Annotated in this window: 15 protein-coding genes; 2 read left to right on the top strand and 13 right to left on the bottom strand. The window is 40.3% G+C overall.

Annotated elements, in window-relative coordinates:
• Positions 1-21: 21 nt before the first annotated feature.
• From J4G44_RS09890 to J4G44_RS09840, 11 genes are all read right to left on the bottom strand, one after another.
• A complete protein-coding gene (locus tag J4G44_RS09890) occupies positions 22-717 on the bottom strand; it encodes a methionine ABC transporter permease (RefSeq protein ID WP_004973122.1) in 696 nt (231 codons plus the stop codon).
• On the bottom strand, positions 714-1,739 hold the full coding sequence (locus J4G44_RS09885; protein WP_004973123.1) for a methionine ABC transporter ATP-binding protein: 1,026 nt from the start codon (positions 1,737-1,739) through the stop codon (positions 714-716). Before J4G44_RS09885 ends, J4G44_RS09890 begins: the two co-directional genes overlap by 4 nt.
• 74 nt (positions 1,740-1,813) lie before the next feature.
• Positions 1,814-2,686, bottom strand: coding sequence for a MetQ/NlpA family ABC transporter substrate-binding protein (locus J4G44_RS09880; protein ID WP_004973124.1), 873 nt, complete (start codon positions 2,684-2,686; stop codon positions 1,814-1,816).
• A gap of 782 nt (positions 2,687-3,468) precedes the next feature.
• Positions 3,469-4,752 carry a phosphoribosylamine--glycine ligase gene (gene purD, locus J4G44_RS09875; protein WP_180158721.1) on the bottom strand — a complete coding sequence of 428 codons (1,284 nt, stop codon included), beginning with the start codon at positions 4,750-4,752 and terminating at the stop codon, positions 3,469-3,471.
• Positions 4,753-4,869: 117 nt separating this feature from the next.
• Positions 4,870-6,444 carry a bifunctional phosphoribosylaminoimidazolecarboxamide formyltransferase/IMP cyclohydrolase gene (purH, locus tag J4G44_RS09870; RefSeq protein WP_180158720.1) on the bottom strand — a complete coding sequence of 525 codons (1,575 nt, stop codon included), beginning with the start codon at positions 6,442-6,444 and terminating at the stop codon, positions 4,870-4,872.
• Between the two features lie 92 nt (positions 6,445-6,536).
• The gene (gene fis / locus J4G44_RS09865; protein WP_001086304.1) at positions 6,537-6,806 is read right to left on the bottom strand and encodes a DNA-binding transcriptional regulator Fis; all 270 of its coding nucleotides are present in this window, start codon (positions 6,804-6,806) and stop codon (positions 6,537-6,539) included.
• A 389-nt stretch (positions 6,807-7,195) separates the two neighbouring features.
• Positions 7,196-8,050: a DUF3426 domain-containing protein gene (locus tag J4G44_RS09860; protein WP_004973129.1), complete on the bottom strand. Its 855-nt coding sequence runs from the start codon at positions 8,048-8,050 to the stop codon at positions 7,196-7,198.
• A gap of 16 nt (positions 8,051-8,066) precedes the next feature.
• Positions 8,067-8,969 (bottom strand): 50S ribosomal protein L11 methyltransferase, encoded by a 903-nt coding sequence (gene prmA, locus J4G44_RS09855; RefSeq protein WP_180158719.1) that lies wholly within the window; start codon positions 8,967-8,969, stop codon positions 8,067-8,069.
• A gap of 254 nt (positions 8,970-9,223) precedes the next feature.
• A complete protein-coding gene (locus J4G44_RS09850) occupies positions 9,224-10,105 on the bottom strand; it encodes a bile acid:sodium symporter family protein (protein ID WP_004973133.1) in 882 nt (293 codons plus the stop codon).
• An 88-nt stretch (positions 10,106-10,193) separates the two neighbouring features.
• Complete coding sequence (locus J4G44_RS09845; protein ID WP_178865778.1) at positions 10,194-11,105, bottom strand: bile acid:sodium symporter family protein; 912 nt, start codon at positions 11,103-11,105, stop codon at positions 10,194-10,196.
• 184 nt (positions 11,106-11,289) lie between these two features.
• Positions 11,290-11,646 carry a hypothetical protein gene (locus J4G44_RS09840; RefSeq protein ID WP_004973135.1) on the bottom strand — a complete coding sequence of 119 codons (357 nt, stop codon included), beginning with the start codon at positions 11,644-11,646 and terminating at the stop codon, positions 11,290-11,292.
• A gap of 242 nt (positions 11,647-11,888) precedes the next feature.
• Between J4G44_RS09840 and mnmG the strand changes: the two genes are divergently transcribed.
• Positions 11,889-13,769, top strand: coding sequence for a tRNA uridine-5-carboxymethylaminomethyl(34) synthesis enzyme MnmG (gene mnmG, locus J4G44_RS09835; RefSeq protein ID WP_096900911.1), 1,881 nt, complete (start codon positions 11,889-11,891; stop codon positions 13,767-13,769).
• A 340-nt stretch (positions 13,770-14,109) separates the two neighbouring features.
• Here mnmG and J4G44_RS09830 read toward each other — a convergent pair whose 3' ends face one another.
• On the bottom strand, positions 14,110-15,108 hold the full coding sequence (locus J4G44_RS09830) for a helix-turn-helix transcriptional regulator (protein WP_004973137.1): 999 nt from the start codon (positions 15,106-15,108) through the stop codon (positions 14,110-14,112).
• 398 nt (positions 15,109-15,506) lie between these two features.
• Here J4G44_RS09830 and J4G44_RS09825 point away from each other — a divergent pair, with 398 nt between their 5' ends.
• Complete coding sequence (locus J4G44_RS09825; RefSeq protein WP_004973138.1) at positions 15,507-16,106, top strand: hypothetical protein; 600 nt, start codon at positions 15,507-15,509, stop codon at positions 16,104-16,106.
• A gap of 167 nt (positions 16,107-16,273) precedes the next feature.
• Here the strand turns inward: J4G44_RS09825 and J4G44_RS09820 are convergent, their stop codons facing one another.
• Positions 16,274-17,452, bottom strand: a complete 1,179-nt coding sequence (locus J4G44_RS09820; RefSeq protein WP_179988648.1) for an acetyl-CoA C-acetyltransferase — start codon at positions 17,450-17,452, stop codon at positions 16,274-16,276.
• Positions 17,453-17,500: the final 48 nt, after the last annotated feature.

Genomic DNA, 17,500 nt, shown 5'->3' with positions numbered 1-17,500 from the left:
TCTGATGTGTAGATGAAAGATTTATCTGAGTTTAGATAACCAATCGCCTAAACTTTGCACCAATTGCACTAAAATTAATAAGACCACCACGGTTAGCATCACGACACTACTATCAAAGCGTTGATAACCATAAGAAATAGCAAGGTCACCAATGCCGCCTGCACCGACTGCGCCTGCCATAGCAGTTGCGCCAATTAAGCTAATGGTGGCTGTGGTTAGGTTCAAAATGAGTGAGCTACGTGCTTCAGGTAAAATAAATTTGAAGATAATCTGTAAGGGTGTAGCACCCATTGCCTGTGCAGATTCGACAATCCCTTCATTGACTTCAAGCAGTGAAGTTTCTACCAAACGACCAATATACGGGCCGACATAAATGGTCAGTGGAACAATGGCTGCCCAAGTTCCGATGGATGTACCCACTAACAATTTAGTCAGCGGAATCACCGCAATCAATAAAATAATAAAGGGTAGGGAGCGCAGTGCGTTTACAATCGGGTTAAGCCCGTGATAAATCACACGGTTTGGCAAAATACCTGTCGGACGAGTCACTACAAGGGTAATGCCCTGAATAAAGCCCCAGATACAACCAAACAACATGGCAAAGAACACCATGTGAAAGGTTTCTTGTAAGGCTGTAACAAACTGGTCAATAGATAAAGAGCTTTTCCAGAAAGGCGCAGTTACTGAGGTCAGCCACTGTACAATTAAATCTCTCATGCTTGTACTCCTGACTGTTCAACTTCAACACCATTGGCTTGCAGAAATTCAAGTGCTTGTTGAATGACGCTTGCATCACCGAGCAATTGTATAAACATTTGCCCAATCACAGCGCCATCAATTTCGGTCATATTGGCAAATAAAATATTCAGGCTGATATCAAACTGTTTAATGACGGCTTGAATTACGGTTTCCTGAGCTGATTTACCTAAAAACTTCAGACAATAAATGCTGTGCTGATTTTGATTTTCCAGATTATTCAAAATATTGATAGGCAATTGCTGCTGCAACACGGTTTGAATAAAGCTTTTGGTGGTCGGATGTTGCGGTTGACTAAATATTTCTAGGGTTGAACCTGTTTCAATGACTTTGCCTTGTTCCATCACCGCCACATAATCACAAACCGATTCAATCACATCCATTTCATGTGTGACCATTACAATGGTAATGCCTTGTTCGCGGTTAATTTTTTTCAGTAATTCCAGCACAGATTTGGTGGTTTGTGGATCAAGTGCTGAAGTTGCTTCATCGCAGAGTAAAATTTTAGGATGATTGGCTAGCGCACGCGCAATACCGACACGTTGTTTTTGTCCGCCTGAAAGTTCATCAGGGTAGGCGTCTTTTTTATGTTTTAAATCAATAAACTCAAGTAATTCATTTAAACGCTTTTCGCGTTCGGCTTTGTTCCAGCCTAACAGTTTCATCGGCATTTCAATATTGGCAGCCACAGTTTTGGTCTGCAATAAATTGAAGTGCTGAAAAATCATTCCAATATGGGCACGTTCTTGACGTAATTCGCGGGCATTGAGTGCAGTAAAATCTTTTTGATGAATGATGACTTGCCCAGCATTTGGACGCTCCAACAAATTGATCAAGCGGATTAACGTACTTTTACCTGCACCACTATAGCCAATAATGCCAAAAATACTGCCTGTTGGAATTTGTAGGTTAATTTGATCCAACGCACGCAGTGTTTGACCTTTGAGCTGATAGTGCTTTGAAATGTTTTTAAATTCAATCATATCGTCAAGAAATGTCCATAAATGAAAAAACAGGCAAAGTTCGCTTTGCCTGTTTTGTTTAACGCATTATATTACTATTTTGCTGCTTCAGTGAAATAGCTGACAGGTTTATTTACCGCAACTTTTGTTCCGCCAAAGTGCTGATCAATATATTGCTTCACCGCTTCGGTATGATACAACGCAGCTACTTTTTGCAAGATTGGGTCATTTTGACGATCTGCAGCAGTCGCGAGAATGTTGACATTCATTTTTGTGCTCTGGTCAATTGGCTCGTAATAAATTGAATCTTTAAGTACGTTCAAACCACCTTCCATTGCAAGAGTGTTGCCCAAAACAATTGCATCGACTTCATCTTTTACACGTACAGCCGTTGCCATTTGAATCGGTTTGATTTGAATTTGCTTCGCATTTTCTACGATGTCTGCAGGCGTGCCTTGAACATTGTCAAAACCATCTTTCAGTTTAACCAAACCAGCGGATTGAAGTAATAACAGTGCACGTGATTCATTGGCACCATCATTTGGAATAGCAATGGTTGCACCTGTTTTGAACTCATCCAACTTTTTCACTTTGCTTGAGTAAATACCCATTGGCTCTAAGTAAGTTGTCGCTACTGGTGCAATTTGATCTTTATTGTTGGCATTAAATGCCACCATATAGGCATAAGATTGGAATGCGTTAAGATCAATTTCTTTATTTGCTACCGCCGTGTTCATTGACACGTAATCGGTGAAGTTTTTCACTTCAAGTTGAATACCTGCTGCTTTGGTTTCAGGTAAGTCGGCAATAAAACGCCAAATATCTGCATCTGAACCAGTCGATGCCATAGTGACAGTGTGTAGAGCAGAAGAATCTTTTTGTGCCGCGTCAGTCGCAGGCGCTTCTTGTTTGCCACAGCCAGCCAAGCCAACTGAAAGACCAAGTACAAGACCAAGGAGCTTTTTCATGAATATATCCCGAGCAAGTTTAAGCCGTGCCTAAAGTTGCCAATGATTGAGAAGAATCAAATCAGCACGATGGATGGAATCGCATGATGATTTTGTATGTTTCTCAAATATGTTGTAGGTATTGTTTGAGTACTGAAAAAGTCAGCCCACAGCTCAATCAATAATTTTGAGATGGATGGGCAATTCACTTTTTCAAAAGATGCACCATCATAACAATAAAAAATAATTCTATATAGTGCTGTGTATGTTATGCATATCACTGTTTTTACAACAGAAAGCGAATAAGTCAAAATAAGTTCTTATAAATAAATATATTCTGTAAAGATTAAGGATTTGAACAAGTGTTTAAATATTTAGGTGCTTTAAAATTTATTCTGCAATCGATAGTAAAAAACGAGATATGAAATTGTCGGTATGAAATCGGCTTAGTTACAAGAATCAGAACATGGCTGTAAATACATAAAAGAAGTTATGAATGATTTTTCCAACGATAATATATCGCCCATATATAAGGCAAACAGAGTAACAATGAACCTATCCCTATAAAAACATAAGCCAAATATATTAATCCTGCAAAAATAAAAAGTATTTGCAATGTAAACTCAACGAATATTGAAATTAAAAATTCTTTGAAGCTTTTTATTTTTTGCATGTTTATTGATCTAAAGTATTTTATAAACGTAGATCATCACAATGTACATGGGTTACAACCTGATAAACAAAAAGCTCGTACAGTGACGAGCTTTTTTATGGACTTAAATTTTTAGGCTAAACTAAAAATTTTAAGCATTTTCACGAGCAATGGCACGATAGCCAATATCTTTACGATATTGCACACCATCAAAGGTAACTTTTTCGCACAGTTCAAGGGCTTTAGCTTGCGCTTCGCCAATGGTATTACCGAGCGCAGTTACACACAGTACACGACCACCATTGGTCACAATCTCACCATCGGCATTGCTTGCTGTACCTGCGTGGAATACTTTCGCATCTGCCATTTGTGTTTCTAAACCAGAAATCACATCACCTTTGCCTGAAGTTTCAGGGTAACCCGCAGTCGCCAATACAATCCCGACAGTTTTGCGTTCATCCCAGTCTGCTTCGGCAGGTAAGTTGCCAGCAATACCTGCTTCAACCAAATCTACCAAAGATGACTTTAAGCGCATCATAATTGGTTGTGTTTCTGGGTCACCAAAACGGCAGTTAAACTCGATCACTTTTGGTTGACCTTTGTCGTCAATCATTAAGCCTGCGTATAAGAAACCTGTATAAACATGACCGTCTTTTTTCATACCTTCAACAGTAGGACGCATCACTTCATTCATGGTTTTTTCAAATACGTCTGCAGTCACGACAGGGGCAGGAGAGTATGCACCCATACCACCAGTATTTGGACCTTGGTCGCCTTCAAAAATACGCTTGTGGTCTTGTGAAGTTGCCATAGGAAGGATGTTGTCGCCATCAATCATACAAATGAAAGAAGCTTCTTCACCTGCAAGGAATTCTTCAATGACTACACGTGAACCTGCATCACCAAATTTGTTGCCTGCTAGCATGTCATCAATTGCATCAAATGCTTCTTGATTGGTCATCGCCACGATCACGCCTTTACCTGCAGCAAGACCGTCCGCCTTGATGACAATTGGCGCACCATTTTGTTCTACATAAGCTTTGGCAGCATCTACTTCAGTGAATACGTCATAGAATGCAGTTGGAATGTTATGACGTTTTAGGAAGTGTTTAGCAAAGGCTTTTGAACCTTCAAGCTGTGCCGCAAACTGGGTTGGACCCCAAATTTTTAAGCCTGCTTCACGGCAAGCGTCTACTACACCATTCACCAATGGCGCTTCAGGGCCAACAATAATTAAATCGACTGCATTATTTTTGGCAAATTCGATAATGGCAGGGTTATTTTGAATGTCTAACGCCACATTTTCGCATTTGTTTTCAGTTGCAGTTCCTGCGTTGCCTGGTGCAACAAAGACTTTAGCAACTTTTTCATCTTGTGCGATTTTCCATGCCAATGCATGTTCACGACCGCCACTACCTAAAACTAAAATGTTCATTTATTAAAATCCTTAAAAATTAATCCCCCTTGTATAAGGGGAACTCCCATCGTTCTACAATAATATAGAAAACCCTCCTTTATAAATAAAGGAGGGCTAGGGAGGATCGTCTAAAAATTAGTGACGGAAATGACGCATACCTGTGAATACCATTGCGATACCAGCTTCATCTGCTGCTGCAATAGTTTCTTCGTCACGCATTGAACCACCTGGTTGAATGATGCATTTGATACCCGCTTTAGCAGCGTTATCAATACCATCACGGAATGGGAAGAACGCATCAGATGCCATAACAGCACCTTCAACCACTAAACCTGCATGTTCAGCTTTGATCACAGCAATACGTGCAGAGTTTACACGGCTCATTTGACCTGCACCTACACCAATCGTTTGACGGTTTTTCGCATAAACAATTGCATTTGATTTCACGTATTTTGCAACTTTCCAAGCAAAGATCATGTCATCAATTTCTTGTTCAGTTGGCGCACGTTTGGTCACGACTTTTAAGTCATCTTTAGTGATCATGCCCAAGTCTTGGTCTTGAACCAATAAACCGCCGTTGACACGTTTGTAATCCATTTGTGGAGCGCGTGCATCAATCGCAGGAAGTTCGCCACATACCAGTACACGTACGTTTTTCTTCGCGCCAGTCACTTCAAGTACGCCATCTGCAATGCTAGGCGCAATGATTACTTCAACGAATTGACGGTCTACAATCGCTTGTGCAGTGGCAACGTCTAACTCACGGTTAAACGCAATGATGCCACCAAATGCAGATTCAGGGTCAGTTGCATAAGCAAGGTCATAAGCCGCTTGAATACCGTCTAAAGATACAGCAACACCACATGGGTTCGCGTGTTTTACGATCACACAAGCAGGTTTTGCAAATGATTTCACACATTCAAGTGCGGCATCAGTATCTGCAATGTTGTTATAAGATAATTCTTTACCTTGAAGCTGTTTCGCTGTAGAAACAGAAGCTTCAGTTGCAGCAGGGTCTACATAGAACGCTGCAGATTGATGCGGGTTTTCGCCGTAACGTAAATCTTGCGCTTTGTTCAATTGTGTATTGAATGTACGTGCAAATTGGTCAGCAGTACCTTCTTCTTTACCTACACGTGCACCTAAGTAAGAGGCGATCATGCCGTCATATTGTGCAGTGTGTTCAAATGCTTTCACTGCCAAATCAAAACGAGTTTCGTAAGACAATGCACCGTTGCTTTTCATTTCTGCAATAACAGTCGCATAGTCAGAAGCATTTACTACAATACCTACAGAAGCATGGTTTTTCGCTGCAGCGCGAACCATAGTAGGGCCACCAATGTCGATGTTCTCAATCGCATCTGCAAGTGAACAATTTGGTTTTGCAACAGTCGCAGCAAATGGATAAAGGTTAACAACAACCAAGTCGATGGCATCAATATTGTGTTCTGCCATGACTGCTTCGTCTAGACCACGACGAGCCAAGATACCGCCATGAATTTTTGGGTGTAACGTTTTTACACGACCATCCATCATTTCAGGGAAACCAGTATGCTCTGATACTTCTACGACAGCAATATTGTTGTCTTTAAGCAACTTATAAGTACCGCCAGTAGATAAAATTTCTACCCCAAGAGCAGCAAGGTCTTGTGCAAATTCAACAATACCTGTTTTGTCAGAAACAGAGATTAAAGCGCGTTTAATAGTCATGATCTTCGTCACAGTTTTCAATTACAGATTAAAACAAACTAGCAAAATGCAGGTAAAAAAAATGCCTGCGGAGGTCGCAAGCATTTTATCACTTATTCACTCATTAAACCGTGAGCTTTTAACTTTTTACGTAAAGTACCACGGTTTAGTCCAAGAATTTCAGCAGCGCGTGTTTGGTTACCGCGAGTGTATTCAAGAACAACAGATAAAAGAGGTTTCTCCATTTCTGCTAACACCATGTCATACACTTGTGAAGGTTGTTCACCTTGTAGTTGTGCAAAATAATGGCGAACTGCGCGATCTACGTGAATACGTAAAGCAACATCAGATTGTGCAGTAAAAATAGGAGATTTGCTATTCATGCGAATTAATCCGAAAATCAGATATCACTGGGATAAAGTGATATATCAATGTGGTCTATAAATTAAATGAACTCCGTTTTAGATCCTAAAACGGGAAGTTCTAAAACTGGAACATTTAGCTTGCCACAACTCTAGGCATTGGTCGAAATTTAAGCGTAACAATACATTAATAATTGTTACAGACCAAAATCAAAACAAAAAATCTACTCTGTACGCGATATATAAAAATAAAGCGCATTAGACAGATCTATATTTGTTGTGAATCTTGCGAGGAGTTTGCAGCACAAAGCTTTCGTGGCGCGTATGATACCATTGTATGAGAAAAAGTGAGCAAGAAAACTGCAATTTTTTTAATTTTTTTCGCTATTTTTTCACTATTTTTTTGTGAATTAAGGCTTGATAATTTCTAAAGTATAGGCATCGAAGTCGTTTCGTGATATTGGAACTAAAATGTCAAACTTAAATGGACTGTTTTTAGGAATACGTTGAATGCTCGAAAGACTTTCGACCAAATACTCCTGTGGGGAATAGATGTAAGTCGATAATGTTTGTTGTTTTTCTTTTAAAGTGACTTTGATATTAGGCAAAGCCAAGCTTTTATCATAGTAATTGATCAGCTCACCCGTAAATTGTGTATTCATACGATCTACACGTTTAACCTTCACGCGATTTGCTGAAATTAAGCTATAGCGTTCTTCTAAACTGCTACAGTTAAAAAATTGACAGACTTGGGTAAACACAGAATTCAGTGCAGGGCTGCTGTTTAAAAACTTTGGGTTAAACCACAAAATTTGGAAGATCAACAAGCCAATCAATAAAAGATTAATAATTCCCCAAAGTAAGTAGTAACCATTGCCATGCTTTTTTTCACTTTCAAGATCAGGCGCAGACAACTTCATGGCAGGAATGTTGCCAATCGGTTCAGTACTGAAATAATTGAGGTTATTCAGATAGGTTTTCAGATCAATATTGGAATGTTCAACTTTACGCTGAAAAATATCTAAAATATGTTGCGGTTGCGCAAGTTCAGCAGTTGCCTGCATAAAACTGCGGTTTTGAATGTGATGTAATTGTGATGTGACTGAGTTTTTATTTTGAGGAAAGGCAAATACCAAATGCGAAAGAGCATTAAAGGTATTGTCGCATTTAGGACAACAAACCATCCCTTGCGCAACGGTCAGCTGCGCAACGGATACTTTATAAACAGTTTGGCATTCAGGGCACTTGGTTTGCTTGTCACTCATAACTCAAAAATTACAGTTAGTGGGGATGGCGTTTCCCAGAAATTCGACACCAGTTTTCTTCACGTTTTTCGACTTGTACTATATCAAAAAATTCAGAATAAACACTAGAAACTTCAGCAACTTGCTCTTCAATTACACCTGCAAGTGCGAACTCGCCCTCAGATTTAATTAAAGTTGCAAACTCTGGCGCAAGCATCATCAATGGGCCTGCCAAAATATTGGCAACTAAAATGTCTGCTTTTTCATTACCGATGGTTTCATTGAACTCTTCTGGAAGTCCCACATATAAGTTTTTAAGTACACCGTTGAGTTCTGCATTTTGTTTGGTCGCTAAAACTGCTTGCGGGTCAATATCAGTCGCATAGACTTTTTTTGCACCGAGCAACAAAGCCGCTACTCCTAAAATACCTGAACCACAACCGTAGTCGATCACGACTTTATCTTTTACATTGGTTTTACCTAACCATTGCAGGCACAGGAACGTACTGGCATGGTTACCTGTACCAAAAGCCAAACCTGGGTCAAGTTTAATATTGACTGCATCTGCCTCAGGTGGTTCTAACCATTCAGGTATAATCCAGAATTTCTCTGCAATCTGGATTGGCTCGTAGTAATCCATCCATGAGCGTTCCCAAACCTGATCTTCCAAAAATTCACTGCGTAAAGGGGCATCTGGCATTTGCGCACGAATAAAGGTTTCTAAGGCTGCAACATCAATTTCTTCACCTTCGTCTTGTGCATAAATACCTGTCACAATGACTTTGTTCCAAAGTGGTGTTTCACCTGGCAGTGGCTCAAGTAAGTCCTGATTTTCCGCATCATCTAAGGTTACGCTGACTGCACCCAATGAACTGAGCAGGGTTTCAGTAAAATCGACTTGCGCTTGATCAACAGTAATATGTATTTGTAACCACTTCACGGAGATAACCTAAAATTTAATGCGAAAGCGCTATTGTAACTGAACTGGTGCAGACGCTGTTATTTTTTATTCGGATTGCGAAAGGGAAAACTCTATACGATTGGAAGTTTCAAATTCGCTTTATGCTTATAGTCGAATAATGTGACAAAAATATAACTCTAAAAAATATAAGTTAAGAATTTGTTTGAACCATCATCGCTCAATCATCCCCAAAACAGTCAAATTGCTGGATTGGGGATGATTGAGAGACTTGTTTAGGATGCAGATTGCTCCGATGCAGGTGTCGGCACAAATTTATTTAGTAATGTGCCTAAAATTGCGGCAAAAATATACATGAAAATAGAATAAACCGCAGCAGGCATGGCAATGGTTGAGCTTGACATAACGGTTAGGGCGATAGTCATTGCAAGGGTACTGTTGTGAATGCCAATTTCAAAGGCGCAGGCTCGGGCTTGTTGGCTATTTACGCCAAAGAAACGCGGGACAAAATAACCAATCAATAAACTGCAGGCACAGAACAGGGCAGTGGCAAGTCCTACATCTGCCAAATAAAGCATGATGTTGTTTCGCTCTTTGGCAATTGCGCCAATAATAATCACAATTAGAAAAACCACAGCAAAAATACGCACAGGTTTGTTTAAGCGGTCTGCCGTTTGAGGGCTAAAATGGCGTACTAACATCCCTAAAGTGACAGGGATAATAATAATTAAAAACACCTGCAATACTTTGGCAAATTGTAAGCCAACTTGTTGCCCATCCTGCATAAAATGCTGAATGGCAAAGTTGACAATCAGTGGTAAGGTAAATGCTGCAATCACGGAATTGACGGCAGTAAGGGTGATGTTTAGGGCAATATCGCCCTTATATAAGTAGCTAAACAAGTTGGCTGTTGGCCCGCCAGGAGATGCTGCCAGTAGCATGAGTCCGACTGCAAGCAATGGTGGTAAATTCAGCAGTTTACAAATAAAAAATGCAATTGCTGTCAGGACGACCAATTGACAAAATAAAGCAATAAACACTGCTTTGGGGTGTTTGCTCACCCGTTTAAAGTCGTTAGGAGTGAGTTCTAAGCCAAGTCCAGCCATGACCACGGCCAAAGCCAGCGGCAAAAATATTGTGATTAATCCTGAATCCATAAACACTCCTTTGTTTTTACATCTATAATGATCTATTTAATATCTAACTATTTGTTTAATCTGTGGTTAATTGAATATTACTCACATCTTAAATTGTATTTTTATTGTGGTTTAAACTCTGCTCCTGTTTGTTTTGAAGGGCAAGTTTGGCAGATTGTCTAGCTAACATACTCCCTAAAATAAAGCTGAACATATACATAAAAATGGTGTAAATCGCAGAAGGAATGGCAATTTCAGTGCTTTGCAAAACCGATAGCGCAACGGTTAAAGAAACAGCAGTGTTATGAATGCCAATTTCAAAACAACAAGAGCGTGCTTGTTGATCAGGCACACCCGCCAAATACGGCACAAGATAACCAATAAGTAAACTTAAAAAGCAAAAAAGCGCTGTGGCGATACCAATCGCACTGAAATAGTCAAAGACATTGGCGCGTTCGCGGAAAAGCGCATAAAAGAATAAAGCGAAAATGAAATAAATGGACATCAAACGCATAGGTTTGCCCAACTGTAATGCAATTTGTGGCATCGCATTACGCACCGCCATTCCTACACATACAGGCACAATAATCAGTAAAAAAACCTGTGCCATTTTTTCAATAGGCATGCCAATTTGTTGTTGATCGGTCATAAAATATAGAAAAGACAAATTAACAATAAAAGGCAGGGTAAAGGTTGCCATCACAGAGTTCATTGCGGTTAGGGTAATATTTAGGGCAACGTCACCTTTATAGACATAGCTAAATAAGTTCGCAGTAGGCCCCCCTGGTGAGGCAGCAAGCAGCATTAAGCCAATTGCCAATAGCGGTGGCAATTCTAAAAATAAACAAATTGAAAATGCTAAAACAGGCAAAATGACCAATTGTGAAAAAAGCGTTAAAAAAATGACTTTAGGAAATTGATTGACCCGAATAAAGTCTTTAGGCGTGAGTTGTAAGCCTAAGCCCATCATCATCACAGCCAAGGTCAGTGGTAGAAAAAAGGTAAAAAAGCCTGAATCCATAGCACATCCTTTATTTTTTTCTTATGGGTATAATTTTCCCTCTCTTTGCAGTGTAATTGTTTTTTGAGCTTGTGCAATAAACAAAGCAGTCACTTCTTATAAATGACTGCTTTGGTGTTATTTTCATGCTTTCAGTTTGAATGAATACCCGATCTGTTCATGAAAATATAGATTAAGTGATTGATCACATTGCAGCAGGGCGTGGTGGCGTAAAGCCTAAGGCACATTTGCCTTTTAACTCAGTACCATTGACTGTAATGACGGTGCTTTGCGCATCTGCCATACAAGAACGGTATAATTCAGGCTCATTGCCTTGTAATTGCACTGCTTTAGATGAACTAAAGAATTGTGGTTCACAGGTACCATTCCAGATAATCCCACGATAAGCAAAGCTTACAGGTGCGCCCTGAGTTTTACCTTTACAGACTTGCTGGAATTTTTGCGCGTTATAGACGGTTTCTACTTTATCATTTGCCTGCACTGCAAATGGACTGAAAAATAAGCCACAAAGCATAGAGGACAGCAAAATTTTCTTATTCATGATGTTTCCCTTTGTTTCTCATATCTGTGTTATTAGGATAAAAAATAGACAAATTAAAACAACGGTGATCTGGTTAATTTTTAGGTCTAAATGTTTTTATGTACAGTAAAAATGCAAATTTGGATTACAAAATATTAATTTTGTAGCGCGGTTAAGCCAATAAAATCGACTGAATCTGTCAACTTATGCCACAAGTTTTGCTATAATATTCCGTCTTTATTTTTTATCTCTCATTGACCATTATGCACTATCCTAAAGTTTACGATGTCATTGTTATTGGTGGCGGTCACGCAGGCACCGAAGCGGCGCTTGCAGCAGCACGTATGGGTCGTCAAACCTTACTCTTAACTCATAACATTGAGACTTTAGGGCAGATGAGCTGTAACCCTGCAATTGGCGGGATTGGTAAGTCGCATTTGGTACGTGAGATTGATGCCTTAGGCGGTGCAATGGCATTGGCTGCCGATAAAAGCGGGATTCAATTCCGTATTTTAAACTCGCGTAAAGGTGCTGCGGTTCGTGCAACACGTGCGCAGGCAGACCGTGTTCGTTTTAAAGCTGCGATTCGTGCCACTTTAGAAAACCAAGCCAATTTAGATATTTTCCAACAAGCAGCCGATGACCTGATTGTAGAAGGCGATACTGTAAAAGGTGTAGTCACTCAAATGGGGATTCGTTTTGATGCGAAAACCGTGGTATTGACCACAGGTACATTCTTGGGTGGTGTGATTCACATCGGTTTAGAAAAATCGAGCGGTGGTCGTGCAGGCGATCCTCCATCAATTGCTTTGGCGGCACGTTTACGTGAATTAAATTTGCCTGTAGGGCGTTTAAAAACAGGTACGCCACCACGTATTGATGCACGCTCAGTCGATTTTTCGGTCATGATTCCGCAGCCAGGTGATTTCCCATCACCAACCATGTCATTCATGGGTGATGTGTCGATGCACCCTGAACAAGTGAACTGCTATATCACCCATACCAATGAACGTACTCACGAAATTATTCGTGGTGGTTTAGATCGTTCACCGATGTATACAGGTGTGATTGAAGGTGTTGGCCCACGTTACTGCCCATCGATTGAAGATAAAATTCACCGTTTTTCTGATAAAGACTCGCATCAGGTATTTTTGGAGCCTGAAGGTTTAGATACACATGAATTGTATCCAAACGGGATTTCAACCTCTTTACCGTTTGATGTGCAGTTCGAGTTAGTTCGTTCAATTCGTGGTATGGAAAATGCGCATATTTTGCGTCCAGGTTATGCGATTGAATATGATTACTTCAATCCACAAGCCTTAAAATTCACTTTGGAAACCAAAGCCATTAATAACTTGTATTTTGCAGGTCAAATTAATGGTACGACTGGCTATGAAGAAGCGGGTGCGCAAGGTGTGTTAGCTGGTTTGAATGCGGCACGTCGCGCTTGGGATCAGGAACAATGGACACCAAAACGTGACGAAGCTTATATTGGTGTATTGGTTGATGATTTGATCACGCTAGGTACCAAAGAACCGTACCGCATGTTTACCTCACGTGCGGAATACCGTTTGATGTTGCGTGAAGATAATGCCGATCAGCGTTTGACGCCAATTGGTCGTGAGCTTGGTTTGGTGGATGACACTCGTTGGGCAGCTTACTGTGAAAAAATGGAAGCAGTAGAACGTGAAACAGGGCGTTTACAACATTTGTGGGCTGCACCAAACAATCCAATGGGTAAAAAATTTGTTGAAATGACAGGTGCAGATTTATCCAAAGAATGTTCTGCGATTGATCTGTTAAAACGTCCAAATATCAGTTTTGCGCAAATCGCAGAATTAACGGGTTCAGACGTTTCTGCACAAGTGGGCGATCAAATTGAAATTGCAGTGAAATATGCAGGTTATATCAACCGTCAGCATGAAGATGTCGCACAATTAAAACGCTTGGAAGAAACCAAAATCCCTGCCGATTTTGATTATGATGCAGTGTCAGGTTTATCGCGTGAAATCACGCTAAAATTGAAGCATGTTTTGCCTGAAACTTTGGCACAAGCCAGTCGTATTCCAGGTGTGACACCTGCCGCAGTTCAATTGGTGATGATCACCATTCGTAAAAATGCACAGTCACGTAAATCTGCTTAAGGTTTGATGGATTGATGAAGAAGCCCACAATTTAAATTGCGGGCTTTTTTATGCGCCAAAGTAAATCAGATGCTAAGCAAAGAAGAAGTTGCGTATAAGAATAAATCTGATTTCGACTGCATATCTTATGATTTCACAGCTAGATCAGGAGCATTTAAAGTGACACTTATCAACATAGATAGGAGCAAAATATGACTTTAAAAAGCATTCGTTATAGTACAGCTGAACTGGCATGCCCACGCTGAACGATGCCGAGTCAATGTTAACTTTAACTTCAATCACAATAATTAGATTTGAACAAGAACGATAATGCGATTGCCCCAATATATTTGGGGCTTTTTTATTCCTGAGTTTGATGCACCGCATTGGCAACTTCTACAGGTTCAATCTGAATTAGCTTTTTACCAAAACTACGCAACCACCAAACCAATTGTGAGGTAAACGGCACAGTGGCAGTCACCAACACATTACCATTTTCCAGTGTTTCCATAGTTTGATCTTTGCTTAATTGGCTTTCATCGAAGTATATGGCATCAGCTTTTTGCATGGTAAGTTTGAGCTGAATATTTTCAGTAGCTTTACTGAAATCGACTCTAAAACCTAATTCGCCAGATTCAATATAGGCATCAATATCAAAATTAACAGGATGCAAGGCGCGTGAATCTAAAACTTTGGCTGCTTTAAAACGATGCAGGGCAAAGGTTTGAATGTCGGTTTTGTCAAATCGAGTACAGATTAAATAAATCACCGCACCTTTTTGCACCAAAGCCAAAGGATTCAGCACATAAGTTTTTTCTTCGCCTGAATTGCTGCGTGATTGATAAATACATTCTAGTTGTTTGTCTTGGAGCAAGCCTTCATATATCGCCTGTTGTGCATTGCGGTCTACGACTGGTGGAATTAAAGGTTGTGTTGCAGGCACAATTCGCACACGATTAATCCATTGGCGGACATTGTTTTGGGTCGATAGACTGCGTCGTGCCAAATCAAACCATGGGTTCATTTCTTCAATCAAACTTGGCGGCAGCAGATGTTTTAAATGTTCCTCGACCATCATAAACGTTACCGCTTGAGAGCTGGTCATGTGCGGTAAACTTTGAATCGGTGCATCTGAACGCCAGCGCCAACCTTGTGGTACGGTACCATTACTTTCAATTGGAAAGCGCTGAGAAATTTGATTTAAGTCACGTTGAATCGTACGCAAACTAATGTCGATACCTTCACGTTGCAGGACATCGTGTAATTCACGTGTGCCCATCCATTTACCTGTAGAAAGGCGCGATAAAATTTGCCATTGGCGATATAAACTATTCGATGTTTCTTTTTCTTGTATAGACATATTCAATATTTACTAGGTCAATTCATACGGATGAAAACTTGTTCTTCCACACAATAAGAAAACTCGGAATGATTAGCAAGTTTTTTACTGAAAAAGGGCAAAATATAACCGCAGATTTTGCAGTAAATATCACAAAATTTGGACGGGCAAAGTTAATCAAATAATAGAAGTGAATCAGAAACTATGACCTCAAGCCATAATTGGATCAATTAGAAAAGCAAGATTGAATAGTTGTGTTTAAGTGAAAACCTGTCATTGTTTTGTATGGTAGATACAGGTTTATGTAAATAAAAGCGGTCTGAGTGGATGAGTGCTGTAGGTTAATTGGGCAAGGCGATTGAGGTGCTTTATCGCGATGAATTATCAACAGACCTTAGAGTTAGGAGGATGAAACAACCGTGAATTTATCTAGCAGCGATGCGCGAGAAATTTTTTGGTTAGCCCGATATTTAACCCGTATTCAATATGTATGTCAGCAATTTCCATTTAAACAAAATGATGCTGCTTTGACTTATGCACATGCCTTTTGTTTGCCTGCATTTGATGCAGCTTCTTTAAATGAATTGATTTTAAACGAAGAACAGCCTGCTTCATTTGCGATGCAGTTTGAGCAAACACGGACAAAAATTCAAAACTTGGCACAGGTGTTTTCTAAAGCTACTTATGTTGAATTACAGCAATGTATTCAAAATGCGTGCGATAACGCGAGTTATATTTGTGATGTGGTACAAGACTGCGAAGCACTATTAGATGCAGAACCACAGCAGATATATTTATTTTTCCAATTGGGGCAAAAAATTGAACAATTAGACCGACAAATTCGGTTAAAACAATCGACTGAAAAGACTTTGTCGCAATTGGAAATGATTGTGCAATGCCTAAAAGATTTAGGTTGGACGTCGTTTGTAGACGCATGGCAACAGCTGAAACAGCAACCCGATACCATGCATTTTTATCACTTTAGTGATCATATTCAGCACTTACTTTCGGTGGATTAAGCAGAACTTGTCATGTCAAATTAATCGACAACAATATTATTTTAAGCTCTGTGTAGTTAAAAAAATAGTGGAAGCCGAAGCTCCCATTATGTCTTAACTTATTACTGGCTTTGAACAGCTATCAAATTCAATAGCTTTGACTCGTGCAGTACTTTCGGCTCGGTTACTTAGTCGCGTTCAACCGCAAGTGCAACACCCATACCACCGCCTACGCAAAGCGTTGCGATGCCTTTTTTCGCATCACGGCGTTGCATTTCGTGTAGTAACGTCACGAGGATACGGCAACCTGAAGCACCAATCGGGTGACCGAGGGCAATTGCGCCACCATTCACGTTTACTTTATCTAGGTCTAAGCCTAATTCTTTGGCAACACCTAGTGCTTGTGCGGCAAAGGCTTCGTTGGCTTCAATTAAATCGACCTGATCTAAGCTCCAGCCTGCTTTATTTAAGGTTTTCTTAACCGCTTCAACAGGGCCAAGACCCATAATTTCAGGCTCAATACCCGACATTGCATAGGCTTTAATACGTGCTAAAGGTTGTAGGCCTAATGCTGCAGCTTTGTCTGCGCTCATCATTAACACTGCTGCTGCACCATCGTTGATACCAGAAGCATTACCTGCGGTTACGCTGCCATCTTTTTTGAACGCAGGGCGCAATTTATTCAAGCTTTCAAGGGTGGTATTGGCTTTGATGTATTCATCTTCAGCAAATACAATTGGGTCGCCTTTACGCTGTGGAATGCTTACAGCTGCAATTTCATCTTTAAATTTACCAGCCGCTTGTGCTGCAGCCGCGCGTTGTTGTGAAGTCAGTGCCAATTGGTCTTGTTCTTCACGGTTTAAACCAAGCTTTTCTACAATATTTTCTGCAGTAATACCCATGTGATATTGGTTATAAGCATCGGTTAAACCATCAGCCACCATACTGTCGATCAACTGGGCATTCCCCATTTTTTGACCGTTACGCAACTGCATATAATGTGCGCTTTGTGACATTGATTCTTGACCACCAGCAACTACAATTTCTGCTTCATCACACTGAATCGCTTGTGCAGCCAAATGTACGGCACGTAATCCCGAACCACACACCACGTTTAGCGTTGATGCAGGCACTTGTACAGGAATACCTGCAGCAATTGCGGCTTGACGTGCAGGGTTTTGTCCTACACCTGTAGTGAGTACGTTACCCATAATCACCTGATCGACTTGTTCAGGCTGTACTTTAGCACTGTCTAAGACTGCACGAATTGCTGTTTGCCCCAATTGTGGTGCAGATAAAGAAGCGAGACTACCTAAAAAGCTACCAATTGCAGTACGTTTTGCAGCAACAATGACAACATCTTTCATTTTATATCCTTAAATTTTATGTTTACGTTTCTGTGGATGCACATGATA

This window comes from Acinetobacter towneri (genome assembly GCF_017498585.1).
GTDB classification, from domain to species: Bacteria; Pseudomonadota; Gammaproteobacteria; order Pseudomonadales; family Moraxellaceae; genus Acinetobacter; species Acinetobacter towneri.
Note: the sequence above shows the minus strand (reverse complement) of the source record. Positions and strands in the feature narration are given on the sequence as shown.

What these genes read in the sequence shown, in the direction of transcription:
- purD (WP_180158721.1), bottom strand. Translation starts at nt 4,752, where the DNA reads ATGAACATTTTAGTTTTAGGTAGTGGCGGTCGTGAACATGCATTGGCA.
- J4G44_RS09845 (WP_178865778.1), bottom strand. Translation starts at nt 11,105, where the DNA reads ATGGATTCAGGCTTTTTTACCTTTTTTCTACCACTGACCTTGGCTGTG.
- J4G44_RS09830 (WP_004973137.1), bottom strand. Translation starts at nt 15,108, where the DNA reads ATGTCTATACAAGAAAAAGAAACATCGAATAGTTTATATCGCCAATGG.
- J4G44_RS09860 (WP_004973129.1), bottom strand. Translation starts at nt 8,050, where the DNA reads ATGAGTGACAAGCAAACCAAGTGCCCTGAATGCCAAACTGTTTATAAA.
- J4G44_RS09885 (WP_004973123.1), bottom strand. Translation starts at nt 1,739, where the DNA reads ATGATTGAATTTAAAAACATTTCAAAGCACTATCAGCTCAAAGGTCAA.
- fis (WP_001086304.1), bottom strand. Translation starts at nt 6,806, where the DNA reads ATGAATAGCAAATCTCCTATTTTTACTGCACAATCTGATGTTGCTTTA.
- J4G44_RS09840 (WP_004973135.1), bottom strand. Translation starts at nt 11,646, where the DNA reads ATGAATAAGAAAATTTTGCTGTCCTCTATGCTTTGTGGCTTATTTTTC.
- purH (WP_180158720.1), bottom strand. Translation starts at nt 6,444, where the DNA reads ATGACTATTAAACGCGCTTTAATCTCTGTTTCTGACAAAACAGGTATT.
- J4G44_RS09820 (WP_179988648.1), bottom strand. Translation starts at nt 17,452, where the DNA reads ATGAAAGATGTTGTCATTGTTGCTGCAAAACGTACTGCAATTGGTAGC.
- J4G44_RS09880 (WP_004973124.1), bottom strand. Translation starts at nt 2,686, where the DNA reads ATGAAAAAGCTCCTTGGTCTTGTACTTGGTCTTTCAGTTGGCTTGGCT.
- J4G44_RS09890 (WP_004973122.1), bottom strand. Translation starts at nt 717, where the DNA reads ATGAGAGATTTAATTGTACAGTGGCTGACCTCAGTAACTGCGCCTTTC.
- J4G44_RS09850 (WP_004973133.1), bottom strand. Translation starts at nt 10,105, where the DNA reads ATGGATTCAGGATTAATCACAATATTTTTGCCGCTGGCTTTGGCCGTG.
- mnmG (WP_096900911.1), top strand. Translation starts at nt 11,889, where the DNA reads ATGCACTATCCTAAAGTTTACGATGTCATTGTTATTGGTGGCGGTCAC.